Origin of the sequence: Sinomonas sp., assembly GCF_051955515.1 — a bacterium.
GTDB lineage: Bacteria > Actinomycetota > Actinomycetes > Actinomycetales > Micrococcaceae > Sinomonas.
The window spans coordinates 1-22,308 of sequence record NZ_JBQCGQ010000312.1 but is presented as its reverse complement, the minus strand read 5'-3'; the positions used below and the strand labels follow the sequence as shown (position 1 = coordinate 22,308).

19 protein-coding genes are annotated in these 22,308 nt (G+C 66.9%); 7 read left to right on the top strand and 12 right to left on the bottom strand.

What is annotated here, in order from left to right; all coding sequences use genetic code 11:
• The first annotated feature begins 97 nt into the window (after positions 1-97).
• The 3 genes from lipB to ACTHL9_RS18615 all read left to right on the top strand — a co-directional run bounded on the left by lipB (position 98) and on the right by ACTHL9_RS18615 (position 2,603).
• Positions 98-790 (top strand): lipoyl(octanoyl) transferase LipB, encoded by a 693-nt coding sequence (gene lipB / locus ACTHL9_RS18625; protein ID WP_440520752.1) that lies wholly within the window; start codon positions 98-100, stop codon positions 788-790.
• Positions 787-1,797 (top strand): lipoyl synthase, encoded by a 1,011-nt coding sequence (gene lipA, locus ACTHL9_RS18620; RefSeq protein WP_440520751.1) that lies wholly within the window; start codon positions 787-789, stop codon positions 1,795-1,797. The genes lipB and lipA overlap by 4 nt, the downstream gene beginning before the upstream one ends.
• Positions 1,798-1,883: 86 nt before the next feature.
• Complete coding sequence (locus ACTHL9_RS18615; protein ID WP_440520750.1) at positions 1,884-2,603, top strand: DUF4191 domain-containing protein; 720 nt, start codon at positions 1,884-1,886, stop codon at positions 2,601-2,603.
• A gap of 65 nt (positions 2,604-2,668) precedes the next feature.
• Here the strand turns inward: ACTHL9_RS18615 and ACTHL9_RS18610 are convergent, their stop codons facing one another.
• On the bottom strand, positions 2,669-3,103 hold the full coding sequence (locus tag ACTHL9_RS18610) for an RDD family protein (protein WP_440520749.1): 435 nt from the start codon (positions 3,101-3,103) through the stop codon (positions 2,669-2,671).
• A gap of 235 nt (positions 3,104-3,338) precedes the next feature.
• Here ACTHL9_RS18610 and glnA (ACTHL9_RS18605) point away from each other — a divergent pair, with 235 nt between their 5' ends.
• A complete protein-coding gene (gene glnA / locus ACTHL9_RS18605; protein ID WP_440520748.1) occupies positions 3,339-4,763 on the top strand; it encodes a type I glutamate--ammonia ligase in 1,425 nt (474 codons plus the stop codon).
• A 95-nt stretch (positions 4,764-4,858) separates the two neighbouring features.
• Here glnA (ACTHL9_RS18605) and ACTHL9_RS18600 read toward each other — a convergent pair whose 3' ends face one another.
• The 4 genes from ACTHL9_RS18600 to glnA (ACTHL9_RS18585) form a co-directional block, all read right to left on the bottom strand.
• Positions 4,859-6,448: an LssY C-terminal domain-containing protein gene (locus tag ACTHL9_RS18600; RefSeq protein ID WP_440520747.1), complete on the bottom strand. Its 1,590-nt coding sequence runs from the start codon at positions 6,446-6,448 to the stop codon at positions 4,859-4,861.
• Between the two features lie 471 nt (positions 6,449-6,919).
• Positions 6,920-7,246, bottom strand: a complete 327-nt coding sequence (locus tag ACTHL9_RS18595; protein ID WP_440520746.1) for a cupin — start codon at positions 7,244-7,246, stop codon at positions 6,920-6,922.
• 33 nt (positions 7,247-7,279) lie between these two features.
• Positions 7,280-10,309 (bottom strand): bifunctional [glutamine synthetase] adenylyltransferase/[glutamine synthetase]-adenylyl-L-tyrosine phosphorylase, encoded by a 3,030-nt coding sequence (locus ACTHL9_RS18590; RefSeq protein WP_440520745.1) that lies wholly within the window; start codon positions 10,307-10,309, stop codon positions 7,280-7,282.
• 21 nt (positions 10,310-10,330) lie between these two features.
• Positions 10,331-11,671, bottom strand: a complete 1,341-nt coding sequence (gene glnA, locus ACTHL9_RS18585) for a type I glutamate--ammonia ligase (RefSeq protein ID WP_440520744.1) — start codon at positions 11,669-11,671, stop codon at positions 10,331-10,333.
• 72 nt (positions 11,672-11,743) lie between these two features.
• Between glnA (ACTHL9_RS18585) and panB the strand changes: the two genes are divergently transcribed.
• Positions 11,744-12,634 (top strand): 3-methyl-2-oxobutanoate hydroxymethyltransferase, encoded by an 891-nt coding sequence (gene panB, locus ACTHL9_RS18580; protein ID WP_440520743.1) that lies wholly within the window; start codon positions 11,744-11,746, stop codon positions 12,632-12,634.
• Positions 12,635-12,641: 7 nt separating this feature from the next.
• Here the strand turns inward: panB and ACTHL9_RS18575 are convergent, their stop codons facing one another.
• Positions 12,642-12,830 carry an SPOR domain-containing protein gene (locus ACTHL9_RS18575; protein WP_440520742.1) on the bottom strand — a complete coding sequence of 63 codons (189 nt, stop codon included), beginning with the start codon at positions 12,828-12,830 and terminating at the stop codon, positions 12,642-12,644.
• A 38-nt stretch (positions 12,831-12,868) separates the two neighbouring features.
• Between ACTHL9_RS18575 and map the strand changes: the two genes are divergently transcribed.
• Both map and ppgK read left to right on the top strand, forming a co-directional pair.
• Positions 12,869-13,747: a type I methionyl aminopeptidase gene (map, locus tag ACTHL9_RS18570; protein ID WP_440520741.1), complete on the top strand. Its 879-nt coding sequence runs from the start codon at positions 12,869-12,871 to the stop codon at positions 13,745-13,747.
• A 43-nt stretch (positions 13,748-13,790) separates the two neighbouring features.
• A complete protein-coding gene (gene ppgK, locus ACTHL9_RS18565; protein ID WP_440520740.1) occupies positions 13,791-14,588 on the top strand; it encodes a polyphosphate--glucose phosphotransferase in 798 nt (265 codons plus the stop codon).
• Between the two features lie 83 nt (positions 14,589-14,671).
• On the opposite strand, the gene nrdR is transcribed toward ppgK, so the two are convergent.
• From nrdR to lspA, 6 genes are all read right to left on the bottom strand, one after another.
• A complete protein-coding gene (gene nrdR / locus ACTHL9_RS18560; RefSeq protein WP_138413840.1) occupies positions 14,672-15,139 on the bottom strand; it encodes a transcriptional regulator NrdR in 468 nt (155 codons plus the stop codon).
• A gap of 82 nt (positions 15,140-15,221) precedes the next feature.
• Positions 15,222-16,604, bottom strand: a complete 1,383-nt coding sequence (gene hisD, locus ACTHL9_RS18555; protein ID WP_440520739.1) for a histidinol dehydrogenase — start codon at positions 16,602-16,604, stop codon at positions 15,222-15,224.
• 25 nt (positions 16,605-16,629) lie between these two features.
• The gene (locus ACTHL9_RS18550) at positions 16,630-17,109 is read right to left on the bottom strand and encodes a hypothetical protein (protein ID WP_440520738.1); all 480 of its coding nucleotides are present in this window, start codon (positions 17,107-17,109) and stop codon (positions 16,630-16,632) included.
• Positions 17,102-20,638 carry a DNA polymerase III subunit alpha gene (dnaE, locus tag ACTHL9_RS18545; protein ID WP_440520737.1) on the bottom strand — a complete coding sequence of 1,179 codons (3,537 nt, stop codon included), beginning with the start codon at positions 20,636-20,638 and terminating at the stop codon, positions 17,102-17,104. Before dnaE ends, ACTHL9_RS18550 begins: the two co-directional genes overlap by 8 nt.
• A gap of 29 nt (positions 20,639-20,667) precedes the next feature.
• Positions 20,668-21,591, bottom strand: a complete 924-nt coding sequence (locus tag ACTHL9_RS18540) for an RluA family pseudouridine synthase (protein WP_440520736.1) — start codon at positions 21,589-21,591, stop codon at positions 20,668-20,670.
• Positions 21,588-22,184, bottom strand: a complete 597-nt coding sequence (gene lspA / locus ACTHL9_RS18535; RefSeq protein ID WP_440520735.1) for a signal peptidase II — start codon at positions 22,182-22,184, stop codon at positions 21,588-21,590. The genes ACTHL9_RS18540 and lspA overlap by 4 nt, the downstream gene beginning before the upstream one ends.
• Positions 22,185-22,308 lie beyond the last annotated feature (124 nt).

The following is a 22,308-nucleotide window of genomic DNA, read 5'->3' as shown; positions in this document are numbered from 1 at the left end:
GCCTCGGAAGTTATCCACAGGCTCGGCGCCCCTCGCCAGGACGGTTGTGAGTCAGCTCATGGCGGCCCCTGTACCCTCTGGGTCTAAGCTGGTCGGCATGACTCTTGCGTTCACCCGGCTGGGGTTCGCGCCTGACTACGTCGACTACACCGCGGGACTCGCGGCACAGCGGCAGCTCCACGACGAGGTGGCAGCAGGCACGGCACCCAGCACCGTCCTCCTGCTCGAGCACTCACCCGTCTACACGGCAGGCAAGCGGACCGAAGATCACGAGCGGCCCCTCGACGGAACCCCCGTCGTCCCAGTAGACCGCGGAGGCAAGCTCACCTGGCACGGCCCAGGCCAGCTCGTCGGCTACCCCATCGTGCGGCTCAAGGAACCGCGGGGCGTCCGCGCCTACGTGGAGCTGCTCGAAGACGTCATGATCACCGTGATCTCCGAATACGGGATCAAGGCCGAGCACGTCGACGGGCGTTCTGGCGTGTGGGTGCGTGCAGACGAACGGGGCGGAGACCGCAAGATCGCGGCCATCGGCATCAGCATTCATGAGGGCATCACCGGCCACGGCTTCGCCATCAACTGCAGCAACAGCCTTGATCCGTACGAACAGATCATCGCGTGCGGCATCACTGACGCGGGAACCACCACGATCTCCGCCGAGGCTGGCAGGGAAATCGGCCCACTCGACATCATCGACCGCATCACCGAGGAACTGGGCCGCCGCGCCGACGCCTTCGTCGCCGACAGCCCGCTGGCCTCCCCTTCCGAGACCGAAGGAGCACTGCTGTGACGCTCGCACCCGAGGGGCGCCGGCTGCTGCGCATCGAACAGCGCAATGCCGAGACGCCCGTAGAGCGCACGCCCGAGTGGCTCAAGGCCAAGGTCCACCTGGGACCCGAGGTCATCCAGCTCAAGAACCAGGTGAAGAAGGAAGGCCTCCACACCGTGTGCGAGGAGGCCGGCTGCCCCAACATCTTCGAGTGCTGGGAAGACAAGGAAGCCACCTTCCTCATCGGCGGCTCCGAGTGCACCCGTCGATGCGACTTCTGCCAGATCGACACGGGCAAACCCTCACCCCTGGACCGCTTCGAGCCCACCAAGGTTGCCCGCTCAGTCCAGTCCATGGGGCTGCGGTACGCGACCGTCACCGGCGTCGCCCGCGACGATCTCGAGGACGAGGGGACCTGGCTCTACGCGGAGACCATCCGCAAGATCCACGAGCTCAACCCCGGCACCGGCGTCGAAATCCTGATACCGGACTTCTCCGGCAAACCCGAGCACATCACCGCGATCTGCGAGGCCAAGCCCGAGGTCTTCGCCCACAACGTCGAGACCGTGCCGCGCATCTTCAAACGGATCCGCCCCGCATTCCGCTATGAGCGCTCCCTCGACGTCATCACCCGGGGCCGGGACCAGGGCATGGTCACCAAGTCCAACCTCATCCTCGGCATGGGCGAGACGCGCGAGGAGGTCTCTCAGGCCATGCGCGACCTCCACGAGGCCGGCTGCGACCTGCTGACGATCACCCAGTACCTGCGCCCCTCCGAGCGGCACCACCCCGTGGACCGCTGGGTCAAGCCCCAAGAGTTCCTCGAACTCTCGCAGGAGGCCGAGGAGATCGGGTTCCTGGGCGTCATGAGCGGGCCGCTCGTGCGCTCCTCCTACCGCGCCGGTCGTCTGTGGGCGACGGCGATGCGCAAGAAGGGCTGGGACATCCCAGCCCAGCTGGCCCACATCGAATCCTCGGGAACCACCCGCCAGGAGGCCGCATCGCTTCTGGCCGCTCAGGGGAGCTGAAGCGCCACCGGCTTCCTCCATCATGTTCAAGCGCCGCCCGCCCAGCACCTCTGGGCGGGCGGCGCTTCACTTAGAATGGGAGGACTATGGCCAAGAACCCTTCCACCTCGCCCTCGGACGGCACTCCGAAGAAGGCGAAGAAGCCGAACAGCTTCCAGCAAATGCTCCAGGTCTTCCAGATGACCCGTCGGGCCGACCCGAACGTGGTCTGGCTCATGGCACTGGTGTTCCTCGTCGTCGTCGCCCTCGGTCTCGTGGTGGGCCTTCTGCTCGACAATTGGATCACCGGCCTCATCGTGGGAATCCTGCTCGGTGTTCTCGGCGCTGTCCTGATCCTCAGCCGGAGGGCCGAGCGCGCCGCGTTCTCGCAGATCGAAGGGCAGCCGGGGGCCGCAGGAGCCGCCCTCAGCACCCTGCGCCGCGGGTGGATCGTCGAGGAACAGCCTGTCGCTGTCAATCCCCGCACGCAGGACGTGGTCTTCCGGGCCATTGGGCGCCCCGGCGTCGTGCTCGTCTCGGAAGGCCCCAGCAACAGGGTGCGCGCCCTCGTGGACGGCGAGCGGAAGCGACTGGCCCGTATTCTGCCGAACGTCCCCATCCACGTGATCGAGAGCGGCCGCGGCGACGGGCAGACGCCGCTCGACAAGGTAGCCAAAAAGCTCCAGAAGCTGAAGCCGGAACTCACGAAGGTCGAGGTGCAGGCCATCAGCAAGCGTCTCGCGTCGCTTGGCCCCCGCCTCCCCATTCCCAAGGGCATCGACCCCACGCGCATCCGCCCCGACCGGCGCGCCATGCGCGGGCGCTGAACCCCATAGAAGGCTGAGGGCTCGGACGCTTCGTCCGAGCCCTCAGCCTTCTGAGCCTGGAAATGTCATCGGCGCAGGAGGACCGTCCTTGCAGCCTTGTCGTGAAGTCCCCTCTGGTCGGGGTCGAAGACGACTGCCGGAATGACCAGGCACAGAAGCAGCGCACGGATGATCGCCGCGGGGATCCCAACGGGTCCGCCCCCGAGTCGCTCTACCCGCAGCCCCAAGAGCCGGTGTCCGAGGCCGTAGCCGACAGTGCCCACGAGGGCCATCTGCTCGGCCGCGAAGATCGAAAGTGTCGCGAAGGAATTGCCGTGGAAGAACGCGGTCGAGATGAGCAGGCACGCGATCCAGTCGATGCAGAGGGCCACGATGCGGCGGCCCGGCCGCGCGATCGAGCCGGAGCCCATGCGCGGGAGGCCCAGTCCCTTTCCAGGGTAATGGCCCGGCTCGGTCGGTGGCCCGCTGATCCACGAGCCGATGTCTCTGCGATCGATCACCGCTACAGTCTAGTTGGCGGCGCATGTCACCCCGGCGTTGCGGCTCCGTCCCGGACCCCCGTAGGGTGGGCAACTGGCGGCGTCGATGTAACCTCGCCGAAACAATCCGGACACTGTCGAGTAACGCCGCGTTCGTAGGCTAGGTCCAGTTGCAGCACGGTGCCGTCCGCGCGGCGATCACGCCTGCGCCCCCGTTCGTGCCGGTGCGTGCCATCCCGATCTGTAAGGAGAACAGATGTTCAAGTCTGCGGAGGAAGTCCTCGCGTTCATCAAGGACGAGGATGTCAAGTTCGTTGACATCCGCTTCACCGACCTCCCCGGCGTCCAGCAGCACTTCAACGTCCCCGCCAAGACGGTGGACGAGGACTTCTTCGTCAATGGGCAGCTCTTCGACGGCTCGTCCATCCGCGGCTTCCAGGGCATCGCCGAGTCCGACATGCAGCTCATCCCGGACGTGACCACCGCCTACGTCGATCCCTTCCGGGTCGAGAAGACGCTGGCCCTCAACTTCTCCATCGTGAACCCGCGCACGGGCGAGCCTTACCACCGCGATCCGCGAGGAGTTGCCGAGCGCGCCGAGGCCTACCTCGCCTCCACCGGCATCGCGGACACGGCATTCTTCGCTCCCGAGGCGGAGTTCTACGTCTTCGACAACGTCCAGTTCGAGTCCTCCCCCCAGGCCTCCTTCTACAAGGTCGACTCCATCGAGGCCCCGTGGAACTCGGGCCGCGAGGAAGAGGGCGGCAACCTCGCCAACAAGACCCCCTTCAAGGGCGGCTACTTCCCCGTCTCCCCCGTTGACCACCAGGCCGATCTGCGTGATGCAATGGTCCTCAACCTCGACGCGGTCGGCCTTGAGGTCGAGCGCTCGCACCACGGGGTCGGCGCCGCGGGCCAGGCCGAGATCAACTACAAGTTCTCGACCCTCGTGCAGGCTGCAGATGACCTGCAGAAGTTCAAGTACGTGATCAAGAACACCGCGACTGAGTGGGGCAAGTCGGTCACCTTCATGCCGAAGCCCATCTTCGGCGACAACGGCTCGGGCATGCACTGCCACCAGTCGCTGTGGAATGGCGGTGAGCCCCTCTTCTACGACGAGAAGGGCTACGGCAGCCTTTCCGACCTCGCCCGCTGGTACATCGGTGGTCTGCTCAAGCACGCCTCGGCAGTACTCGCGTTCACCAACCCGACCGTCAACTCGTACAAGCGCCTCGTGAAGGGCTTCGAGGCACCGGTCAACATGGTGTACTCGCAGGGCAACCGTTCCGCCGGAATCCGCATCCCGATCACCGGCACCAACCCGAAGGCCAAGCGCATCGAGTTCCGCGCTCCGGACCCCTCGTCGAACCCGTACCTCGCTTTTGCCGCCCAGCTCATGGCCGGCATCGACGGCATCCGCAACCGCATCGAGCCTCCCGCCCCCATCGACAAGGACCTCTACGAGCTCCCTGCCGAAGAGGCCAAGGACATCCCGAAGGCGCCGGGTTCCCTCGACGAGGCTCTCGAGGCTCTCGAAGCGGACAACGAGTTCCTTCAGGCCGGCGGGGTCTTCACGCAGGACCTGATCGACACGTGGATCGCCTACAAGCGTGAGAAGGAGATCGCTCCCCTCTCGCTCCGCCCGAACCCTTACGAGTTCGAACTCTACTTCGGCGTGTAACGGAAACGCCGGGCAGAAACGCCCCTAGTCTGCACCGAGTCCGCACGAGCGGCCAATCCCGACGGGACGGCCGCCCGTGCGGACTCTTTTGTGCGCTATCTGAGGCCGATCAACTGGACCTTTCCATCACTCACCGTGCCGCTTGGAGCCGGACCGGCGGGCACCAGGCTGATCAGATGAGGATGGTAGCCGAGAGTGGCCGTGACGTAGTCGCGTTCTGCGTCGGGGACAGCTTCGCTGCGAGTGGCCGCCACGCCGAGCGGACCATTGAAGGTCACCGCATCTTGGAAGGACGCACTGGCAACCCATACGCTGCGGCCTCCATCTGCGAGGTAATCTGTGGCCCACACCCGGACAACGTGGCGGCGATCGAGGGTTCCAGCGACGGTGGGCATCTCGAAGGCGAGGCTCTCGGGCTGCGCCGCGACGAAGGACGGTGAAAGCGGGGCATTGAAATACTCCCCACCCAGGAGCGCTGCGGCGAGAACATGCACGGTGTGAGCTGCGGTGGCCGCATCTGGCCTGGTCCAGCCGTGGGACTTGAAGGCATCGACAATCTGCTCCCGTGTTCCGACGAAGATCAGGTTGAGCGGAAGCTGTGGTGCCCCGTCGAAGCCCTCACTGCGGCGAGGCAGTTCCGAGAGGCTCGTTTCGTCCACAGCTGACAGAGTCTGGAGGGCCCGACTCTCCCCCGTAGCATCAGGCTGGACCTGAAGGGGTGCAACCGCCGCGGCGGCGACAAGGGCCAAAGCCGGCGCTCCAACGAGGACCCGTGCATTGACCCACCCCTTGATACTCGAGAGCCGGCGCCGGCCTCTGAGGCTCAGCGCAGCCAGGATCAACGCCAGGAGGCCGCTGCCCACCAGGGACCCACCAGCGACGTCAGTGGGGTACTCGGCTCCCAGATAGATCCGGCTGAGGCCGACGAGCAGAACCACGCCCAGACACGCCAAGACCGCCCCCGCCCGGACGAGGCGCGACCGAGTGAACCTGAAGACTGAAAACGCCGCGAGGCCGAAGACGATCACTGCGCGGACGGTGAAGGCGCTGGGGAAGCTCCCCGTGTCAGGTCCTGTGGCGAGGACCCCGAGCGCGGGACGCGGGCGTCCCACCCACTGCTGGAGGATGAACACGAGTCCTTCCTCGCCCATGAACGCGGCCAACGCCCCGGCGGCCAGAAAGGTGCGGCCTCTCATCTTGGCGACAACGGCGAAGGAGGCCGTCGTCCCGAGCGCAACAGAGAAGTCGCCTGCGGCCGCGACGGCGTGGAAGAAAGCGCTCTCTCCCCGCGTCCGGGTCGGGGGCACCAGCTCGAGGATCCGATGGTCCAGCTGTGCCATCGAAGACCCGCGCTGCACGGCCCCAGCCAAGGCCACGACCGCGAGGAACGAGACGAAGGCGACCCACAAGAAGCGTCTCCCGGGATCCGAGGTAGCTGCGGCGGCTCCCCCGGCCTTCCGGCCTCTGGCGAGCCGAACAAGCGCCAAAGCCAAGCCGCCCGCCAGCACGGCTCCGCACAGCACTGCCGCCAGCGTCAGAACCGGCGACCCGAAGAACGCGAACGCCTGGGCCGCATAGAAGTCGGCAACGATCAGTGTCAGCGCCATGAGGGCCACGGCGATCCATCGGATGCTCTCAGCCCGTGGAGCTCCCCGCGCCGGAGCGCCCCGCTCGGTTCCCGTCATCGGACACCGCCATCCCCGCAGAAGGTCACTGCCTCGTTGCGAGTGGGACTACCCGCTCTGGCCTGAAGCTTAGCGCCGTTCGTTGTTGGGGGGTCGTGGTGGTACCGACACCGGTCCGCCCGGACCTTCCTCCTGAGAGGGGTCCGGGCGGGTTTCTGTGTTCAGCCTCCCCAGACGTCCCCGGCTGCTAGGCGGTTGAGCTGGGCTCTTGCTTCCTCTTCGCTGAGGCCCGCTCGGCGCAGTGCGTCGAGCTGCCATTCCTGGTGCAGGCGGCTGGGGAACTCCGTCTCCTGCCGGTTGCCATGGTTGGGGGTTGGGACTCGTCGAGCAGGATCATGGCGCATTCCGTACAGTTTCTCCTTCGGCTCAGACTCTTCATCGAATCCAGACTTGTCCCGGAGGGACGCAGGTGCATCACAGCATGCCCTACGTTGCCACGGACGTGACAGGGCCGAAAGTCCCAGATGGGAGTCAACCCGCTATCGTCGTCAGGATTGCCACTGACTCGCCGACCGCGGTCACGTCGTGACGCGGGCCGGGAAGCGCCACGAGTTGCCCCGTCTCGACCCGCGTTTCGCCTTCGTCTGCCCTGACGATCATCGTTCCGGAAAGCACGTGGAGGGTCGCCGCTTCAGGCTTCGGGTGGTCGCCGAGGGCCTGGCCGTCCAGGAGGGCGATGAGCGTGTGGCGGAGCCGGCCGTCGTGCAGGAGCGCCCGCGCACTCCGACCGTGAGGGCTCACCCTGGCCCGATCGAGCTCGAGGTCGGCCGCCGCTTCAACGCTGATCATCTCTGCCATCTCTGGCCTCCTTCTCTCGGGACCAGGCGGCCCTCACGAACCATTCGCGTAGAATCTCTCCTCGAACACGTGGCGGGTGCGCCGCGTGAGCTGCAGGTAGCGCTCCTCGAGGGCAGAGGCTTGGCCGGGAGCGTATCCACACCATCGCGCCACCGCCTCAAGATCCCGGCGGGACGCCGGCAGCATGTCGGACGCCCGGCCTGTCCAGATGACGTTGGCGCTGCGGATCCGGCTCGCGAGCCGCCAAGCATCCGCGAGGAGGGCGGCCTCCCCGTCCGGGATGAGACCGAGTCCCGCGGCGGCGTCGAGCGCGCCCAGTGTCGAGGTCGTCCTCAGCTCAGGGTGCCGCGCCGCGTGCTGCAGCTGGAGGAATTGCACCAGCCACTCGACATCGCTGAGCCCTCCGCGCCCCAGTTTGAGGTGTCTCGAGGGATCAGCGCCGCGCGGCAGACGCTCTGCCTCAACGCGGGCCTTGATCCGCCTGATCTCCCGGATGTCAGCTTGCGACAGTTCCTCGGGGTAGCGCACCGAGTCGACTAGCTCCATGAAATCCGCCGCCAGCCCTTCGTCGCCCGCCATCGGACGGGCCCGGAGAAGGGCCTGCCACTCCCACACCAGGGCCCACCGCCGGTAGTACTCGGCGAAGGACTCGAGCGAACGCACGAGCGGACCCGATTTGCCCTCCGGGCGGAGGTCAGCGTCGAGTTGGAGGACTCGCTCGGCGAGCACCGCGGGCTTGAGGGGCTGGGTGAGCAGGCCGGACAGGGTGGTCACGATCTCCTTGGCCTGCTTCTGGGCCGCACCGGGATCCGCGTCAGGGAGCGCTCGGTGCACATACATGACGTCGGCGTCCGAGCCATAGCCGATCTCGCGGCCACCCTGCCTGCCCATGGCGACGACGAGCACGCGCGTGAGGAGCGGACCCGAGGCCTTCGCGTGGTCCTCGGCGACTCGAAGCGCACCCAGCACGGCGGCCTGATCCGCGTCCGCCAGGGCGCGCCCCACGGAGTCCTGGTCAAGAAGGCCAGCGCTGTCCGCGATGGCGACGCGGAGGATCTCCCTGCGCCGGATGAGGCGGACAAGACGCATCCGTGCTGTCGACTCCTCGTGCCGCGAGATCTTGGACTGGATCTCCTGCCACTGGGCCTCGAGCGGAACCGGCACCAGATCCCTCTCGTGGCCCAGCCACGCGACGGACTCGGGGGAAACCTCGAGCAGATCTGCCATGAGCCGGGAGTTCGAGAGGATGTGGCACAGACGCTCAGCCGCGGCGGCGGAATCCCGCAGCATGCCCAGGTACCAGTGGGTCGTGCCGAGTGCCTCGCTCACGCGCCGGAACGCGAGCAGCCCGCCATCCGGATCAACTCCCTGGGCGAGCCAGTCGAGGAGGACGGGGAGGAGCTGCCGCTGGAGCGCGGCCCTGCGGCTCACCCCTGCCGTCAGCGCCTCGATGTGGCGCATCGCGCCCTTCGGGTCCCGGTAGCCCAACGCGGCAAGACGGCCTTGGGCGGCTTCCGGCGACAGGGTCGCCTCTTCGGGGCTGAGGTTCGCCACGGAGTTGAGGAGGGGGCGGTAGAAGATCCGCTGGTGCAGTTCGCGCACGCTCCGCTTGGTCCGATGCCATGACTCGAGCAGAGACTCAGGCGACGCCTTCGAGGAGTCCATCACGCCTTGGACGGCGCGTGCCAGAGCCCGCAGCGCATCCTCCTTGACGGGCATGAGATGGGTTCGCCTCAGGTGCGAAAGCTGGATGCGATGCTCGAGGAGCCTCAGGCGCCGGTACGAGACGTCGAACTCCGCGGCCGCATTCCTGCCGATGTAGCCGCCAGCCGCCAGAGCCGCGATTGCTGACGTCGTGTCCCGGACCCTGAGCGTCTCGTCGGTCCGGCCGTGGACCAGCTGGAGCAGCTGGACCGTGAACTCGACGTCCCGGAGCCCGCCGACGCCGAGCTTGATCTGGCGATCGGCCTCCGCGGCGGGGATGTGCTCAGTCACGCGCCGGCGCATCGCCTGAACGGACTCGACGAAGCCCTCCCGACCAGCGGAGGCCCAGACGAGCGGCGCGACGGAGGCCTCATAGCGGCGGCCGAGTTCGCCGTCGCCCGCAATCCAGCGAGCCTTGAGGAGGGCTTGGAACTCCCAACTCTGGGCCCAGCGGTCGTAGTAGGCGAGGTGTGAATCCAAGGTGCGGACCAGGGGCCCGTCCTTGCCTTCGGGGCGGAGGTTCGCGTCCACCTGCCATAGCGCCGGCTCGCGCGCGGTGCCGGAGACGGCGCGCGTGAGGCCCGTGGCAAGGACGGTGCCGATCCGGACGGCCTCGGTGTCATCCGCCGCGCCGCCATCGCCGTCGACTACGTAGACGACATCGACGTCGGAGATATAGTTCAGTTCCCTCGCGCCGCACTTGCCCATGCCGATCACGCTGAGGACGACGGCGTTGACCGCCTCCGCGCCGAAGGCCGCCGAGGCTTCGGCGCGGGCGACGGCGAGCCCCGCCTCAAGCGCGGCGGAGGCGAGATCCGCAAGCTCTGCAGCGGCCGTAGGAAGGAAGTCGAGCGGAGAAGCCGCGCCCAGATCGCGGATGGCAAGCTCACACAAGTGCCGTCGGTAGCGCACCCGCAGCGCTTCATAGGCCTCGCTGCCCGTCCGCGCGGCAACCGGGTGCCTCGCCGCCGGATCCGCCCCCACGGCACGCAGGAGCGACGCCCGCAGCATCGCGGGCTCCGCTCCTAGCGGCTCGGCGGAGGGAGTCTGGTCGAACACGTCGAGGTGCTCGGGCCGCCGAATGAGGAAATCCGCGAGCGCCTCCGAGGCCCCGAGGAGCCGGAACAAGGGCTCGCTCCTGGGAAGCCCAGCTTCCACGACGTCCCGGAGCCCGGGATCCCGGCTGAGCAGCCGCACGAGCGCGGTGATCGCACCGTCGGGGTCAGGCGCAACGGACAGTCCCTCCAGAAGGATGTCCTCATCGATCCCAGCGAGCTCCGGAGCCCCCAGGAACCGTTCGGCCCGTTCAGGGTCCGACGATCCGAGCGCTATAAGCCGACGGGTGAGGCTGGGGGCCATGACGGTCTGCCTGGTTCCCGGCTACAGGATGCCGAGATTGCGGTGCAGCTCGTAGGGCGTTACTTCGAGGCGGTACTCGTTCCATTCCTGACGCTTGTTGCGCAGGAAGTACTCGAACACCTGCTCGCCCAGGATCTCTGCCATGAGCTCAGAGTCCTCCATCATGCCGATCGCGTCGTAGAGGCTGGACGGAAGCGGCGAATGACCCAAGACCCTTCGCTCGGCTGACGTGAGCGACGAGATGTCGTCCTCGGCGGCCGGCGGAAGCTCGTACTCCTCCTCGATGCCCTTGAGCCCGGCACCGAGGAGAACTGCGTAGGAGAGATACGGGTTGGTCGCGGAATCGATGCCTCGGTATTCGACCCGGGCCGACTGCCCCTTTCCGGGCTTGTAGAGCGGGACCCGGACCAGAGCCGAGCGGTTGTTGTGGCCCCAGCTGAGGTAGCTCGGCGCCTCTCCCCCGCCCCAGAGCCGCTTGTACGAGTTCACGAACTGGTTCGTGACCGCCGTGAACTCGTTCGCGTGCTTGAGGAGGCCCGCGATGAAATGGCGCGCCGTCTTGGAGAGCTGGAACTCCGCGCCCGGCTCGTGGAAGGCGTTCGTGTCCCCCTCGAACAGGGAGAAGTGAGTGTGCATGCCGCTGCCCGGAAAGTCGGTGAACGGCTTCGGCATGAAGGTCGCGTAGGCCCCCTGCTGGATCGCCACCTCCTTCACGACCGTGCGGAACGTCATGATGTTGTCCGCTGTCTGGAGCGCGTCTGCATAGCGGAGGTCGATCTCGTTCTGGCCGGGGCCGCCCTCATGGTGGCTGAACTCGACCGAAATCCCGACCGACTCCAGCATGTTGACCACCGTGCGCCGGAAATCCTGCGCGACGCCGCCGGGGACGTGGTCGAAGTAGCCGCCCTGGTCGATCGGAACGGGCGCCCCCGTCGGGCCGAGGCGGTCGGATTCGAGTAGGTAGAACTCGATCTCCGGATGGGTGTAGCACGTGAAACCCAGCTCCGCGGCTTTGGCCAGCGTCCGCTTGAGCACGTTGCGCGGGTCCGCTGGGGAGGGCTCGCCGTCGGGAGTCAGGATGTCGCAGAACATCCGCGACGTGGGCTCCGTCTCGCCGCGCCAGGGAAGGATCTGAAAGGTCGAGGGATCCGGCTGCAGCAGCATGTCCGACTCCGAGACCCGCGCTAGGCCTTCGATCGATGACCCGTCGAAGCCCAGGCCTTCATCGAAGGCACCCTCGACCTCGGCAGGGGCAAGGGCCACGGACTTGAGCGAGCCAACGACATCTGTGAACCACAGACGGACGAAGCGGACGTCGCGCTCCTCGATGGTCCGGAGCACGAATTCCTGCTGACGGTTCATGGGGAAGTCTTCCTTACGGTCACGGGCCCTACGCTTCCCCCACTCTACTCAGCTTGGACTAGTCTCGTCGGTATGGTCCCCACCTCTTCTGACGAGTCTCCCGCGCCCTACGGAAGCGGCCCTCAGCAGGCCCGAGCACACGCGGTTCCGGCCAGCCCAGCAGGGCGGGTGCGCACCCATCACCTCGCCGCGGCGAAGCAGCGCGGCGAACACTTCGCCATGCTGACGGCGTACGACCAATACGCCGCCCAGATCTTCGACGAAGCCGGCATCGACGTCCTCCTCGTGGGCGACTCGGCGGCCAACAACGTCTTCGGGCACGAGACGAGCCTCCCCGTCACAGTCGACGAACTCCTCCCGCTGTGCCGCGCCGTGGCCCGCTCCGCACGCCGAGCGCTCGTGGTCGCCGACCTCCCGTTCGGCAGCTACGAGGTCTCCCCGGCCCAAGGGGTCGAAACCGGGGTTCGGTTCCTCAAGGAAGGCCTGGCCCACGCCGTCAAGATGGAGGGCGGCGCGTTCTACGCGGACACGGTCCGCGCCATGGTGCAGGCGGGCATCCCCGTCATGGCCCACATCGGCTTCACCCCGCAGAGCGAGCACGCCCTGGGCGGCTACCGCGTCCAGGGAAGGGGCGACGACGCCGCTCGCCTGATCGAGGATGCCAAGGCGCTCGAGGCGGCCGGGGCCTTCTGCGTCCTCATGGAAATGGTGCCCGCCGAGACTGCTGCCGCAGTCGACGCGGCCTTAGACGTGCCCACCATCGGCATCGGCGCCGGGGCATCGACTACCGGCCAAGTGCTCGTGTGGCAGGACATGGCTGGACTGCGCGGCGGCGAAGGCACCAGAATCGCCAAGTTCGTCAAGCAGTACGCCGACCTCAGGGGCACGCTCCTCGACGCCGCACGCCGTTATGGCGACGACGTCCGCTCAGGGGCCTTCCCCGGCCCCGAGCACAGCTTCTAGTACGGCCCTAGTCGTGGTCGGCCCAGCCGTCCCCGTCCGTGTCGTTCGGGTCCCACGACTTGTTGCGCTCTTTGACCTTCTCGAGCGCCTGCTCCGCTTCCTCCCGGGTCGGGTAAGGCCCGATGAGCTGAGTCCAGTCGCTCATCGCGTCCTCTTCGACCTGATGGGTGCGGACGTTATACCAATACTGCGTCATGCCGCTCGCCCTCCTTCCCGCACGAGTACACTCAGCCTATGCCTTCTCCGTTACCCGCGGCACCCGTGGGCACACTCGTGCCTGGGACTGTCTCTCCCCTGCGCAAGGTCCCGGAATCCATCGCCCGGCCGAGCTATGTGGGAAAGGATGGGCCGGAGAAGTACGAGGGCAACGACGTCTACACGCCGGAGCAGGTCGATCGGATCCGGGCGGCCGGGAAGATTGCGGCTCAGGCGATCGTCGAGGTCGGCAAGCACATCCGCCCGGGCGTCACGACGGACGAGCTCGATCGAATCGGCCACGACTACGTGGTCTCCCACGGCGCCTACCCGTCGACGCTCGGGTACCGCGGCTTCTCGAAGTCGATCTGCACCTCGATCAACGAGGTCATCTGCCACGGCATCCCCGACTCGACGGTGCTCGAGGATGGGGACATCATCAACATCGACATCACCGCCTTCAAGGATGGTGTCCATGGCGACACCAACTACACGTTCCTCGTGGGGAATGTGGACGACGAGTCGAGGCTGCTTGTGGAGCGGACGCAGGAGTCCCTCCGCAGGGCCATCAAGGCCGTCGCCCCGGGCCGCGAGATCAATGTGATCGGACGCGCCATCGAGTCGTACGCGAAGCGATTCGGGTACGGGGTCGTGCGCGACTTCACGGGCCACGGCGTGGGCGAGGCGTTCCACTCCGGGCTGATCATCCCGCACTACGACGCCGCACCGGCCTACCGCCGAGTGATGGAGCCGGGGATGGTCTTCACGATCGAGCCGATGCTTACCCTCGGCACGGTCCAGTGGGACATGTGGGACGACGGCTGGACCGTCATCACCCGTGACCGCAAGCGGACGGCCCAGTTCGAGCACACCCTCGTCGTCACCGAGAACGGCGCCGAGGTTCTGACGGTCCCCTGACCGGCCCACCCCCTTCCCCACAAGCGACCCGAGAGGCGAACGCATGTCCAAAAGCGACAAGAAGAAGTCCAGATATGTGATCGGGGTCGATATCGGCGGGACCGGGATCAAGGGCGGCATCGTCGACCTCAAGAAGGGCAAGCTCGTCGGCGATCGGGTCCGCATCGACACGCCTCGTCCGGCCGCCCCCGAGCCCGTGGCCGACGTCGTGGCCAAGATCGTCGAGGAGCTCACCGCCAGGGCCGATGCCCCGGACCGCGAGAGCCCCGTCGGGGTCACGTTCCCAGGCATCATCCAGCACGGTGTCGCCCGCTCGGCCGCCAATGTCGACAAGTCGTGGATCGATTTCGGTATCAATGAGTACTTCACCGAGCATCTGGGCCGCCCCGTCGAGGTGATCAACGACGCCGACGCCGCTGGCCTCGCCGAGGTGCGCTACGGCGCCGGCAAGGGCGTGGACGGCACGGTGCTCGTCATCACGCTGGGCACCGGTATTGGCTCCGCGTTCGTCTTCGACGGGCAGCTTGTCCCGAACGCCGAACTCGGACACCTCGAGATCGATGGCTTCGATGCCGAGACGAAGGCCTCCGCCGTTGCCCGCGAGCGGGACGGCATCGGCTGGGAAGACTACAGCCTGCGACTCCAGCGCTACTTCTCGCACGTCGAATTCCTCTTCTCCCCCGAGCTGTTCATTGTCGGGGGCGGCATTTCGAAGCGCGCGGACGAATACCTTCCGCTCCTCAAGCTGCGGACGCCGATCATTCCGGCCGAGCTCAAGAACGAGGCGGGGATCGTGGGCGCTGCGCTGCAGGTGGCGATCCACCACAAGCTCACGAAGTAGCAAAAAGCTCACCAAGTAACACAGACAAGTAACACAGAGCAGAGGGGCCCGCGGCATAGGCCGGGCCCCTCTGCTCTGCCCCTCTACTCTGCCGCGGCGGTCTCCGCGCGCTCGGAACGCAGCAGTGCGATGGCGGCCTCGAAGTCCTCAAGGGATTCGAACGACTGGTAGACGCTCGCGAACCGCAGGTACGCGACATGGTCGAGCTTGCGCAGCGGTCCCAGTATCGCAAGGCCCACCTCGTGTGCCTGAATCTCCGCGGCCCCGCTTGAGCGCACGGTCTCCTCGACTTCCTGCGCGAGCAGCGCGAGGTCATCCTCCGTCACGGGACGCCCCTGGCAGGCCTTCCGCACACCGTTGATGACTTTTGTCCGGCTGAAGGGCTCTCCCACCCCGGACCTCTTGACGACGGTCAGGCTCGTCGTCTCAATCGTGGTGAAGCGGCGGCCGCACTGCGGGCACTGCCGCCGCCGGCGGATGGCCGAGCCGTCGTCCTGAATTCGGCTATCGACTACGCGAGAGTCGGGATTGCGGCAGAACGGGCAGTACATCCCTCAATTCTAGGGGGCCACTGCAGCGACAACAAGCGACGACCACAAGATGTAGTGGTCGCCGCTACTATCCGTGGGATTCCTAGTGAGGGGATTCGACGGCCCGCTCCACGAACCGGCGCTCGACCGCGTCCCCGTGCGCCGGAAGGTCCTCGGCGTCGGACAGGCTGCGGATATGCTGCGCGACGGCGTCCAGAGCCGCCTCGCTGTAGTCGATGATCTGCACTGCCTTGAGGAACGTGGCGACGTTGAGCCCCGAGGAGAATGCGGCCGTGCCGCTCGTGGGCAGCACGTGGTTCGACCCGGCCGTATAGTCACCGAGGCTGACGGGGCTGTAGTCACCAACGAAGATGGCGCCGGCATTGCGGACCCGCGCGGCCACCGAGGCGGCGTCCTCCGTCATGATCTCGAGATGCTCTGCTGCGTACGCGTCACATACCGCAATCCCGGCATCAATGTCGTCCACGAGCACCGCGCCCGACTGGCGGCCCGAGAGGGCAGTGAGCACGCGTTCCCGGTGCTTCGTGAGCTCGGCCTGCTCGCCCAGCCGCTCGCGCACCGCGTCGATGAGCTCTGGCGAGTCGGTGACCAGCACCGAGCCGGCGCGTGTGTCGTGCTCCGCCTGGCTGATGAGGTCCGCCGCCACGAGCTCGGGGCGGGCGCCGGCGTCCGCGAGGATCGCGATCTCCGTGGGCCCGGCTTCCGCATCGATCCCGACCACGCCCTTCACCAGCCGCTTGGCGGTGGCGACGAAGATATTCCCAGGCCCGGTCACGACATCGGCCGGTTCAATGGCCGGGAGTGGGCCCTCGCCGTCCTCACCCCCAGCGATGCCGTAGGCGAAGGCAACGACGGCTTGGGCGCCCCCGATCGCGTAGACCTCGTCGATGCCGAGCAGCGCGGCGGCGGCGAGGATCGTAGGGTGCGGGAGGCCGTTGTTGTCGTGCTGCGGCGGCGAGGCGAGCGCAATCGATCCGACCCCCGCTGCCTGCGCGGGGACCACATTCATCACCACGGACGACGGATAGACGGCGAGCCCACCGGGCACATAGAGGCCCACGCGCCGAACCGGCACCCAGCGCTGGGTGACTTTGGCGCCGTCGCCCGGGTGGACGGTGACATCGGCGGGCCTCTGGGCCTCCGCGAACAGGCGCGCCCGGCGGATTGACTCCTCGAGGGCCTCGCGGACCCTCGGGTTGAGAGATTCCAGCGCCTGGGAGATTGCCTCGGCGGGGACGCGCGGGTGACGCTGGGTGACGCCGTCGAACTTCTCTGCCAGAAGCGACAGGGCCGCAAAACCGCCTGAACGAACATCCGCAATGATGCCGCGCACAGCGTCTTCGACAGCGGAGCCCTGCTCGGCCTCCAGCCGCGGCACGACCGCGCGGAGATCCGCGAGGCTGAGACTCCTGCCCCTGAGGTCGATCGTACGGAAGTCGAGGGCAGTAGCAGGCGATGTCACCAACCCAGTTTACGGGTGCGGGAGAGGGTCAACGGCGCGTCGGAGGCGACCAGAAGATTGTCATGAGCCCGAGGATGACGACGGCGACAATGCCAGGCCACAGGGCGAGCGCGCTGAGCGCCTGAAGACCGAACGCCGATCCGTCGACGCTGGGATCCGTGCGCGAGGTTCCGAATGCCTGCCCGAGCCCGACGCCGGTCAGCCACATGAGCACGCTGCCCACTCCCGAGCCGATCAGCGCCGCGAGGTGGCGCGGCGCGAAATCGCCCCGCGAGTTGGCGCGGACCACGAACACCACGACGACGAGCGCAGCGAAGGCGGCAAGGCCCGCGAAGACGAGGTCCCGCGCTAACCACGCGTGGTAATCCGACCCGTCACCCTGGAGCCGGCCCCCCGGCGCGGCAAGCCACCAGAGAAGGCCGAGCGGGACGCCCGCGACGGCGGGAGCCGCAAACCACGGGATGAGGGCCCTGACCTGAGCGCGGTCCCGGACGTCGGCGTCAGGCATCGAGGCACGCAGGGCCGAGGAGGACCTTGAGGTCCCCGAACAGGGCGGGATTCGGGTTGACGCGTAGGTGCACCCCGAGCTTCATGACCTCGACGCTGCGGCTTCCGTGGAGCCGGAGTTGCACCTCGCTTTGGCCCGGGTGCGTGCGGAGCACGTCGCCCAGCCGAGTCACAATGCGCTCGGTGGCCTTGTGGGTTGGCATCGAGATGACGACCGGCCCCGTCCCTGCCTGGCTGAGGTCGGGAACACTGAGCTCCATCGCGCTCAGGGCCACGGCCCCGTCGTCCCGTCGCTGGAGACGGCCCTTGACCACGACGATCAGATCCTCCGCGAGGATCGATGCGATGGGGCCGTAGACCTGGCCGAAGAACATGACCTCGACCGACGCGCCGAGGTCCTCGATCTCTGCCCGGGCGTAGGCGTTCCCGCTCGATTTGGCGATCCGTCGGCTGAGGGAAGTGATCATGCCCGCGATGGTGACGATCGCGCCGTCCTGGGGACCGTCGTCGGAAATCACCTGCGAGATCGCGTGGTCGGCATGCTCCTCGAGGACGCCCTCGAGCCCTTGAAGGGGATGGTCGGAGACGTAGAGCCCGAGCATGTCTCGCTCGAACGCGAGACGATCTTTCTTCTCCCACTCGGGCAGGTCCGGGATCTCCACGGCGAGGCCCGATGCCATGCCGCCGCCGCCGTCGCCGTCGAACGCGCTGAAGAGGTCGAACTGGTTCGCCGCCTCGTTCCGCTTCAGCACAATGACGGCGTCGACCGCCTCCTCGTGGACCATGGCGAGTGCACGACGGGGATGCCCGAGCGAGTCGAAAGCGCCCGCTTTGATGAGCGATTCAATGGTGCGCTTGTTGCAGACGACGGCGGGCACCTTCTGGAGGAAATCGCCGAAGCCCGTGAAGGCCCCCTTCTCCTCGCGGGCCTCGACCATCGAATGGACCACGTTCGCGCCCACGTTGCGAATGGCCCCCATCCCGAAGCGGATATCCTTGCCCACCGGGGTGAAGTTGAGGGCAGACTCGTTGACATCCGGCGGGAGGACGGTGATGCCCATGCGGCGGCACTCATTCAGGTACATGGCGCACTTGTCCTTGTCGTCGCCCACCGACGTCAGGAGCGCCGCCATGTATTCGGCGGGATAGTGGGCCTTGAGGTAGGCAGTCCAGTACGAGACGACGCCGTAGGCGGCCGAGTGCGCCTTGTTGAACGCATAGTCCGAGAAGGGCAGCAGGATATCCCAGAGGGTCTTGACCGCCTCGTTGGAGTAACCGCGCTCGCGCATGCCGTTCGAGAAGCCCTCGAACTGCTTGTCCAGCTCGGACTTCTTCTTCTTGCCCATGGCGCGGCGCAGAATATCGGCCTGGCCGAGCGAGTAGCCGGCGAGCTTCTGGGCGATGGCCATGACCTGCTCCTGATACACGATCAGGCCGTAGGTCCCGCCCAGGATGTCCTCGAGCGGCTCCGCAAGCTCAGGATGGATCGGTGTGATGTCCTGCTGCCCGTTCTTTCGCAGCGCATAGTTCGTGTGCGCGTTCGCCCCCATGGGGCCCGGACGGTACAGGGCGAGCACGGCCGAGATGTCCTCGAAGTTGTCCGGGCGCATGAGCTTGAGCAGCGACCTCATCGGACCGCCATCGAGCTGGAAGACGCCGAGCGTGTCACCTCGGGCCAGGAGCTCGTAGGAGGGGGCATCGTCGAGTTCAAGGCGCTCGAGGTCGAGGTCGATCCCCTGATTGAGCTTGATGTTGTCCAGGGCGTCCGTGATGATCGTCAGGTTCCTCAGCCCGAGGAAGTCCATCTTGATCAGGCCGAGGCCCTCACAGGTCGGATAGTCGAACTGCGTGATGACCTGGCCATCCTGCTCACGCCGCATGATCGGGATGATGTCGATCAGCGGGTGCGAGGACATGATGACGCCCGCCGCATGGACTCCCCACTGGCGCTTGAGGCCCTCAAGTCCGAGCGCGGTTTCGAAGACGCGCTGAGCGTCGGCGTCCGAGCGCAGGAGCTCTCGCATCTCCTCCGCCTCGCCGTAGCGCTTGGCCTCCGGATTGTGGATGTCCGCGAGCGGCATGCCCTTGCCCATGACGTCCGGCGGCATCGCCTTCGTGAGCCGCTCCCCCACGGAGAACGGATAGCCGAGCACCCGCGAGGAGTCCTTCAGGGCCTGCTTGGCCTTGATCGTGCCGTAGGTCACGATCATCGCGACGCGGTCGTCGCCGTACTTCTCGGTCACATATTTGATGACCTCGGGACGGCGGCGATCGTCGAAGTCGACGTCGAAGTCAGGCATCGAGACGCGATCCGGGTTGAGGAAGCGCTCGAAGATCAGACCGTGGGCGAGCGGATTCAGGTCGGTGATGCGCATCGCGTAGGCGGCCATCGAACCGGCGCCCGAACCACGCCCCGGCCCGACGCGGATCCCGTTGTCCTTGGCCCAGTTGATGAAGTCCGCGACCACCAGGAAGTAGCCCGGGAACCCCATCTGGGTGATGATCCCGATCTCGTATTCGGCCTGCTTGCGGACCTCGTCCGGGATGCCCCCGGGGAAGCGGTAATGAAGGCCGCGTTCGACCTCCTGGACGAACCACGACTCCTCGTTCTCCCCTTCAGGGCAGGGGAAACGCGGCATATAGCTGGCCTTGGTGTTGCATTCGACGGCGCAGCGCTCGGCGATGAGCAGCGTGTTGTCGCAGGCTTCGGGATGATCGCTGAAGATGGCCCGCATCTCCTGAGGCGACTTGAGGTAGAACTCGTCGGCGTCGAACTTGAAGCGCTTCGGATCTGCGAGCGTCGAGCCGGATTGCACGCACAGGAGCGCCGCGTGGCTCGACGCGTCCTCGGCGTGGGTGTAGTGGAGGTCGTTCGTGGCGACTAGCGGGAGCCCGAGATCCTTCGCGAGCTTGATCAGCTCGGACTGGACGCCGCGCTCGATGTCGAGCCCGTGGTCCATGATCTCGCAGAAGAAGTTGTCCGCGCCGAAGATGTCCCGAAACTCCGCGGCCGACTCACGGGCCTCCTTATAGAGGCCCAGCCGGAGCTTGGTCTGCACCTCCCCGGAAGGGCAGCCGGTCGTGGCGATGAGACCTTTCCCGTAGGTCTGGAGGAGTTCGCGGTCCATGCGAGGCTTGTAGAGATAGCCCTCGAGGGACGCGAGGGAGGACATCCGGAAGAGGTTGTGCATCCCTTGCGTATTCTCGGCCCACATGGTCATGTGAGTGTAGGCACCGGCCCCGGAGACATCATCCCGCCCTCCGTCGCCCCAGCGCACGCGGGTCTTGTCCCGCCGCGCCGTGCCCGGCGTCAGGTACGCCTCGACCCCCACGATCGGCTTGATGCCAGCGTCGTTCGCCTTCTTCCAGAAGTCGAACGCCCCGAAGACGAAGCCGTGGTCTGTCGTTGCGAGGGCATTCATGCCGAGTTCCGACGCGTGGCTGAAAAGATCGCCGAGGCGGGCAGCGCCGTCGAGCATCGAGTACTCAGTGTGGTTGTGGAGGTGGACGAACGAACCGCTGGAACTCACCGGTCCAGTCTAGGCTCCGAGCGGACCGCTCACCGGTCGCCGCGCAGCGTGTCGATCGCGTACTGCAGATCTGCCGGGTAGGGACTGGTGACCTGCACCCATTCCCCGCTCCGAGGATGATCGAAGCCCAGCCGGTGGGCGTGGAGCCATTGGCGGGTCAGTCCCAGCTCCGCCGCGAGCCGTGGATCGGCGCCGTAGGTGAGGTCGCCCACGCAGGGATGATGGAGGGCCGAGAAATGGACCCGGATCTGGTGTGTGCGCCCAGTTTCGAGGTGGATTTCCACGAGGCTCGCGCGCCCGAAGGCCTCGAGCACCTCGTAATGGGTCACCGAAGGCCGGCCGTCCTCGACCACGGCAAAGCGCCAGTCGTAGCCGGGGTGGCGACCGATGGGAGCATCGATCGTTCCCTCGAGCGGATCAGGGAGGCCTTGGACCACGGCGTGATACACCTTGTCCACCGTCCGCTCCTTGAAGGCGCGCTTGAGCGCGGTGTACGCGTGTTCGGTCTTGGCCACGACCATGGCACCAGACGTTCCCACGTCCAGGCGGTGGACGATGCCGGCGCGCTCCGTGGCCCCGGACGTGGAGATGCGGAAGCCGTCGGCGGCGAGGCCGCCCACCACCGTGGGGCCTACCCAGCCCGGGGAGGGATGAGCGGCGACGCCGACCGGCTTGTCCACCACGACGAAATCCTCATCGTCGAGGAGAATCTCTAGGCCGTCCACGTGCTCCACCACCACTTCCAACGGGTCGCGCCGCTCGGGCGCATCGATTTCAACGACGCTGCCGTGCGCGAGTCGGTCCGACTTTGCCACGGGCTTCCCCTGCACCGTGACATGGCCCCCAGCCAGGAGCTGCGCGGCAGCCGACCTCGAGACACCCAGCAGCGCCGCGAGCCCAGCGTCCGCCCGGGAACCAGCCAGCTCATCGGGGACTGGATGCCGGTCGGTCACCCTGCAGATCCCTTGTCCCCGCCGTCCCGCAACGAACTGCGCCCGCCATGCCGGCGGCCGTCAGCGCCGATGCCGAGCACCGTGAGCAGACAGATGAGGACAACGCCGCTGACCACCGCGGAATCGGCCACGTTGAAGATCGCGAAGTTCGGCAGCTGGATGAAGTCGACCACGTGGCCCATGCCGAACGACGGCTCCCGGAAGAGCCGGTCCGTGAGATTGCCCAAGGCCCCGCCCAGCACGAGTCCGAGCGCTATGGCCCACCCCAGCGAACTGACGCGTCGGGCGTAGACCAGAATGGCCACCGACACCACGGTCATCACGATGGTGAAGACCCACGTCACGTTCTCGCCGATCGAGAACGCTGCTCCGGAATTGCGGATGTAGTACCAATGGAGAAGTGGCGGAAGCACGGGAATTCGCTCGCCTTCCAACATGGTGCTCGTCACCCAGAGCTTGGTGAGCTGATCCGTCGCGTAGGCGACGACGGCCAGCAGCGCCAAGACAGCTATGGCGCGGCCGGATGACCGGCTTCGTCCGGACGACGGCGAGGCCTCGCCTCGAGGCGGAGTCACGGGCGATGAATTGTCCATGGTGCTTTCCGTTGGCATGCCGAAGCCCGCGGGGGGGGCCCCCCCCCCACCCCGCGGAAGAAAAGCGGTGGCCGACAACGGCGGGTTGCGGGGGCGAGCACGAGACCACCGCCCCCCCCGCGGC

What these genes read in the sequence shown, in the direction of transcription:
- ACTHL9_RS18550 (WP_440520738.1), bottom strand. Translation starts at nt 17,109, where the DNA reads ATGCCTGACGCCGACGTCCGGGACCGCGCTCAGGTCAGGGCCCTCATC.
- ACTHL9_RS18590 (WP_440520745.1), bottom strand. Translation starts at nt 10,309, where the DNA reads ATGGCCCCCAGCCTCACCCGTCGGCTTATAGCGCTCGGATCGTCGGAC.
- panB (WP_440520743.1), top strand. Translation starts at nt 11,744, where the DNA reads ATGGTCCCCACCTCTTCTGACGAGTCTCCCGCGCCCTACGGAAGCGGC.
- nrdR (WP_138413840.1), bottom strand. Translation starts at nt 15,139, where the DNA reads ATGTACTGCCCGTTCTGCCGCAATCCCGACTCTCGCGTAGTCGATAGC.
- glnA (WP_440520744.1), bottom strand. Translation starts at nt 11,671, where the DNA reads ATGAACCGTCAGCAGGAATTCGTGCTCCGGACCATCGAGGAGCGCGAC.
- ACTHL9_RS18600 (WP_440520747.1), bottom strand. Translation starts at nt 6,448, where the DNA reads ATGACGGGAACCGAGCGGGGCGCTCCGGCGCGGGGAGCTCCACGGGCT.
- ACTHL9_RS18575 (WP_440520742.1), bottom strand. Translation starts at nt 12,830, where the DNA reads ATGACGCAGTATTGGTATAACGTCCGCACCCATCAGGTCGAAGAGGAC.
- ACTHL9_RS18615 (WP_440520750.1), top strand. Translation starts at nt 1,884, where the DNA reads ATGGCCAAGAACCCTTCCACCTCGCCCTCGGACGGCACTCCGAAGAAG.
- lspA (WP_440520735.1), bottom strand. Translation starts at nt 22,184, where the DNA reads ATGGACAATTCATCGCCCGTGACTCCGCCTCGAGGCGAGGCCTCGCCG.
- lipB (WP_440520752.1), top strand. Translation starts at nt 98, where the DNA reads ATGACTCTTGCGTTCACCCGGCTGGGGTTCGCGCCTGACTACGTCGAC.
- ppgK (WP_440520740.1), top strand. Translation starts at nt 13,791, where the DNA reads ATGTCCAAAAGCGACAAGAAGAAGTCCAGATATGTGATCGGGGTCGAT.
- map (WP_440520741.1), top strand. Translation starts at nt 12,869, where the DNA reads ATGCCTTCTCCGTTACCCGCGGCACCCGTGGGCACACTCGTGCCTGGG.
- ACTHL9_RS18595 (WP_440520746.1), bottom strand. Translation starts at nt 7,246, where the DNA reads ATGGCAGAGATGATCAGCGTTGAAGCGGCGGCCGACCTCGAGCTCGAT.
- glnA (WP_440520748.1), top strand. Translation starts at nt 3,339, where the DNA reads ATGTTCAAGTCTGCGGAGGAAGTCCTCGCGTTCATCAAGGACGAGGAT.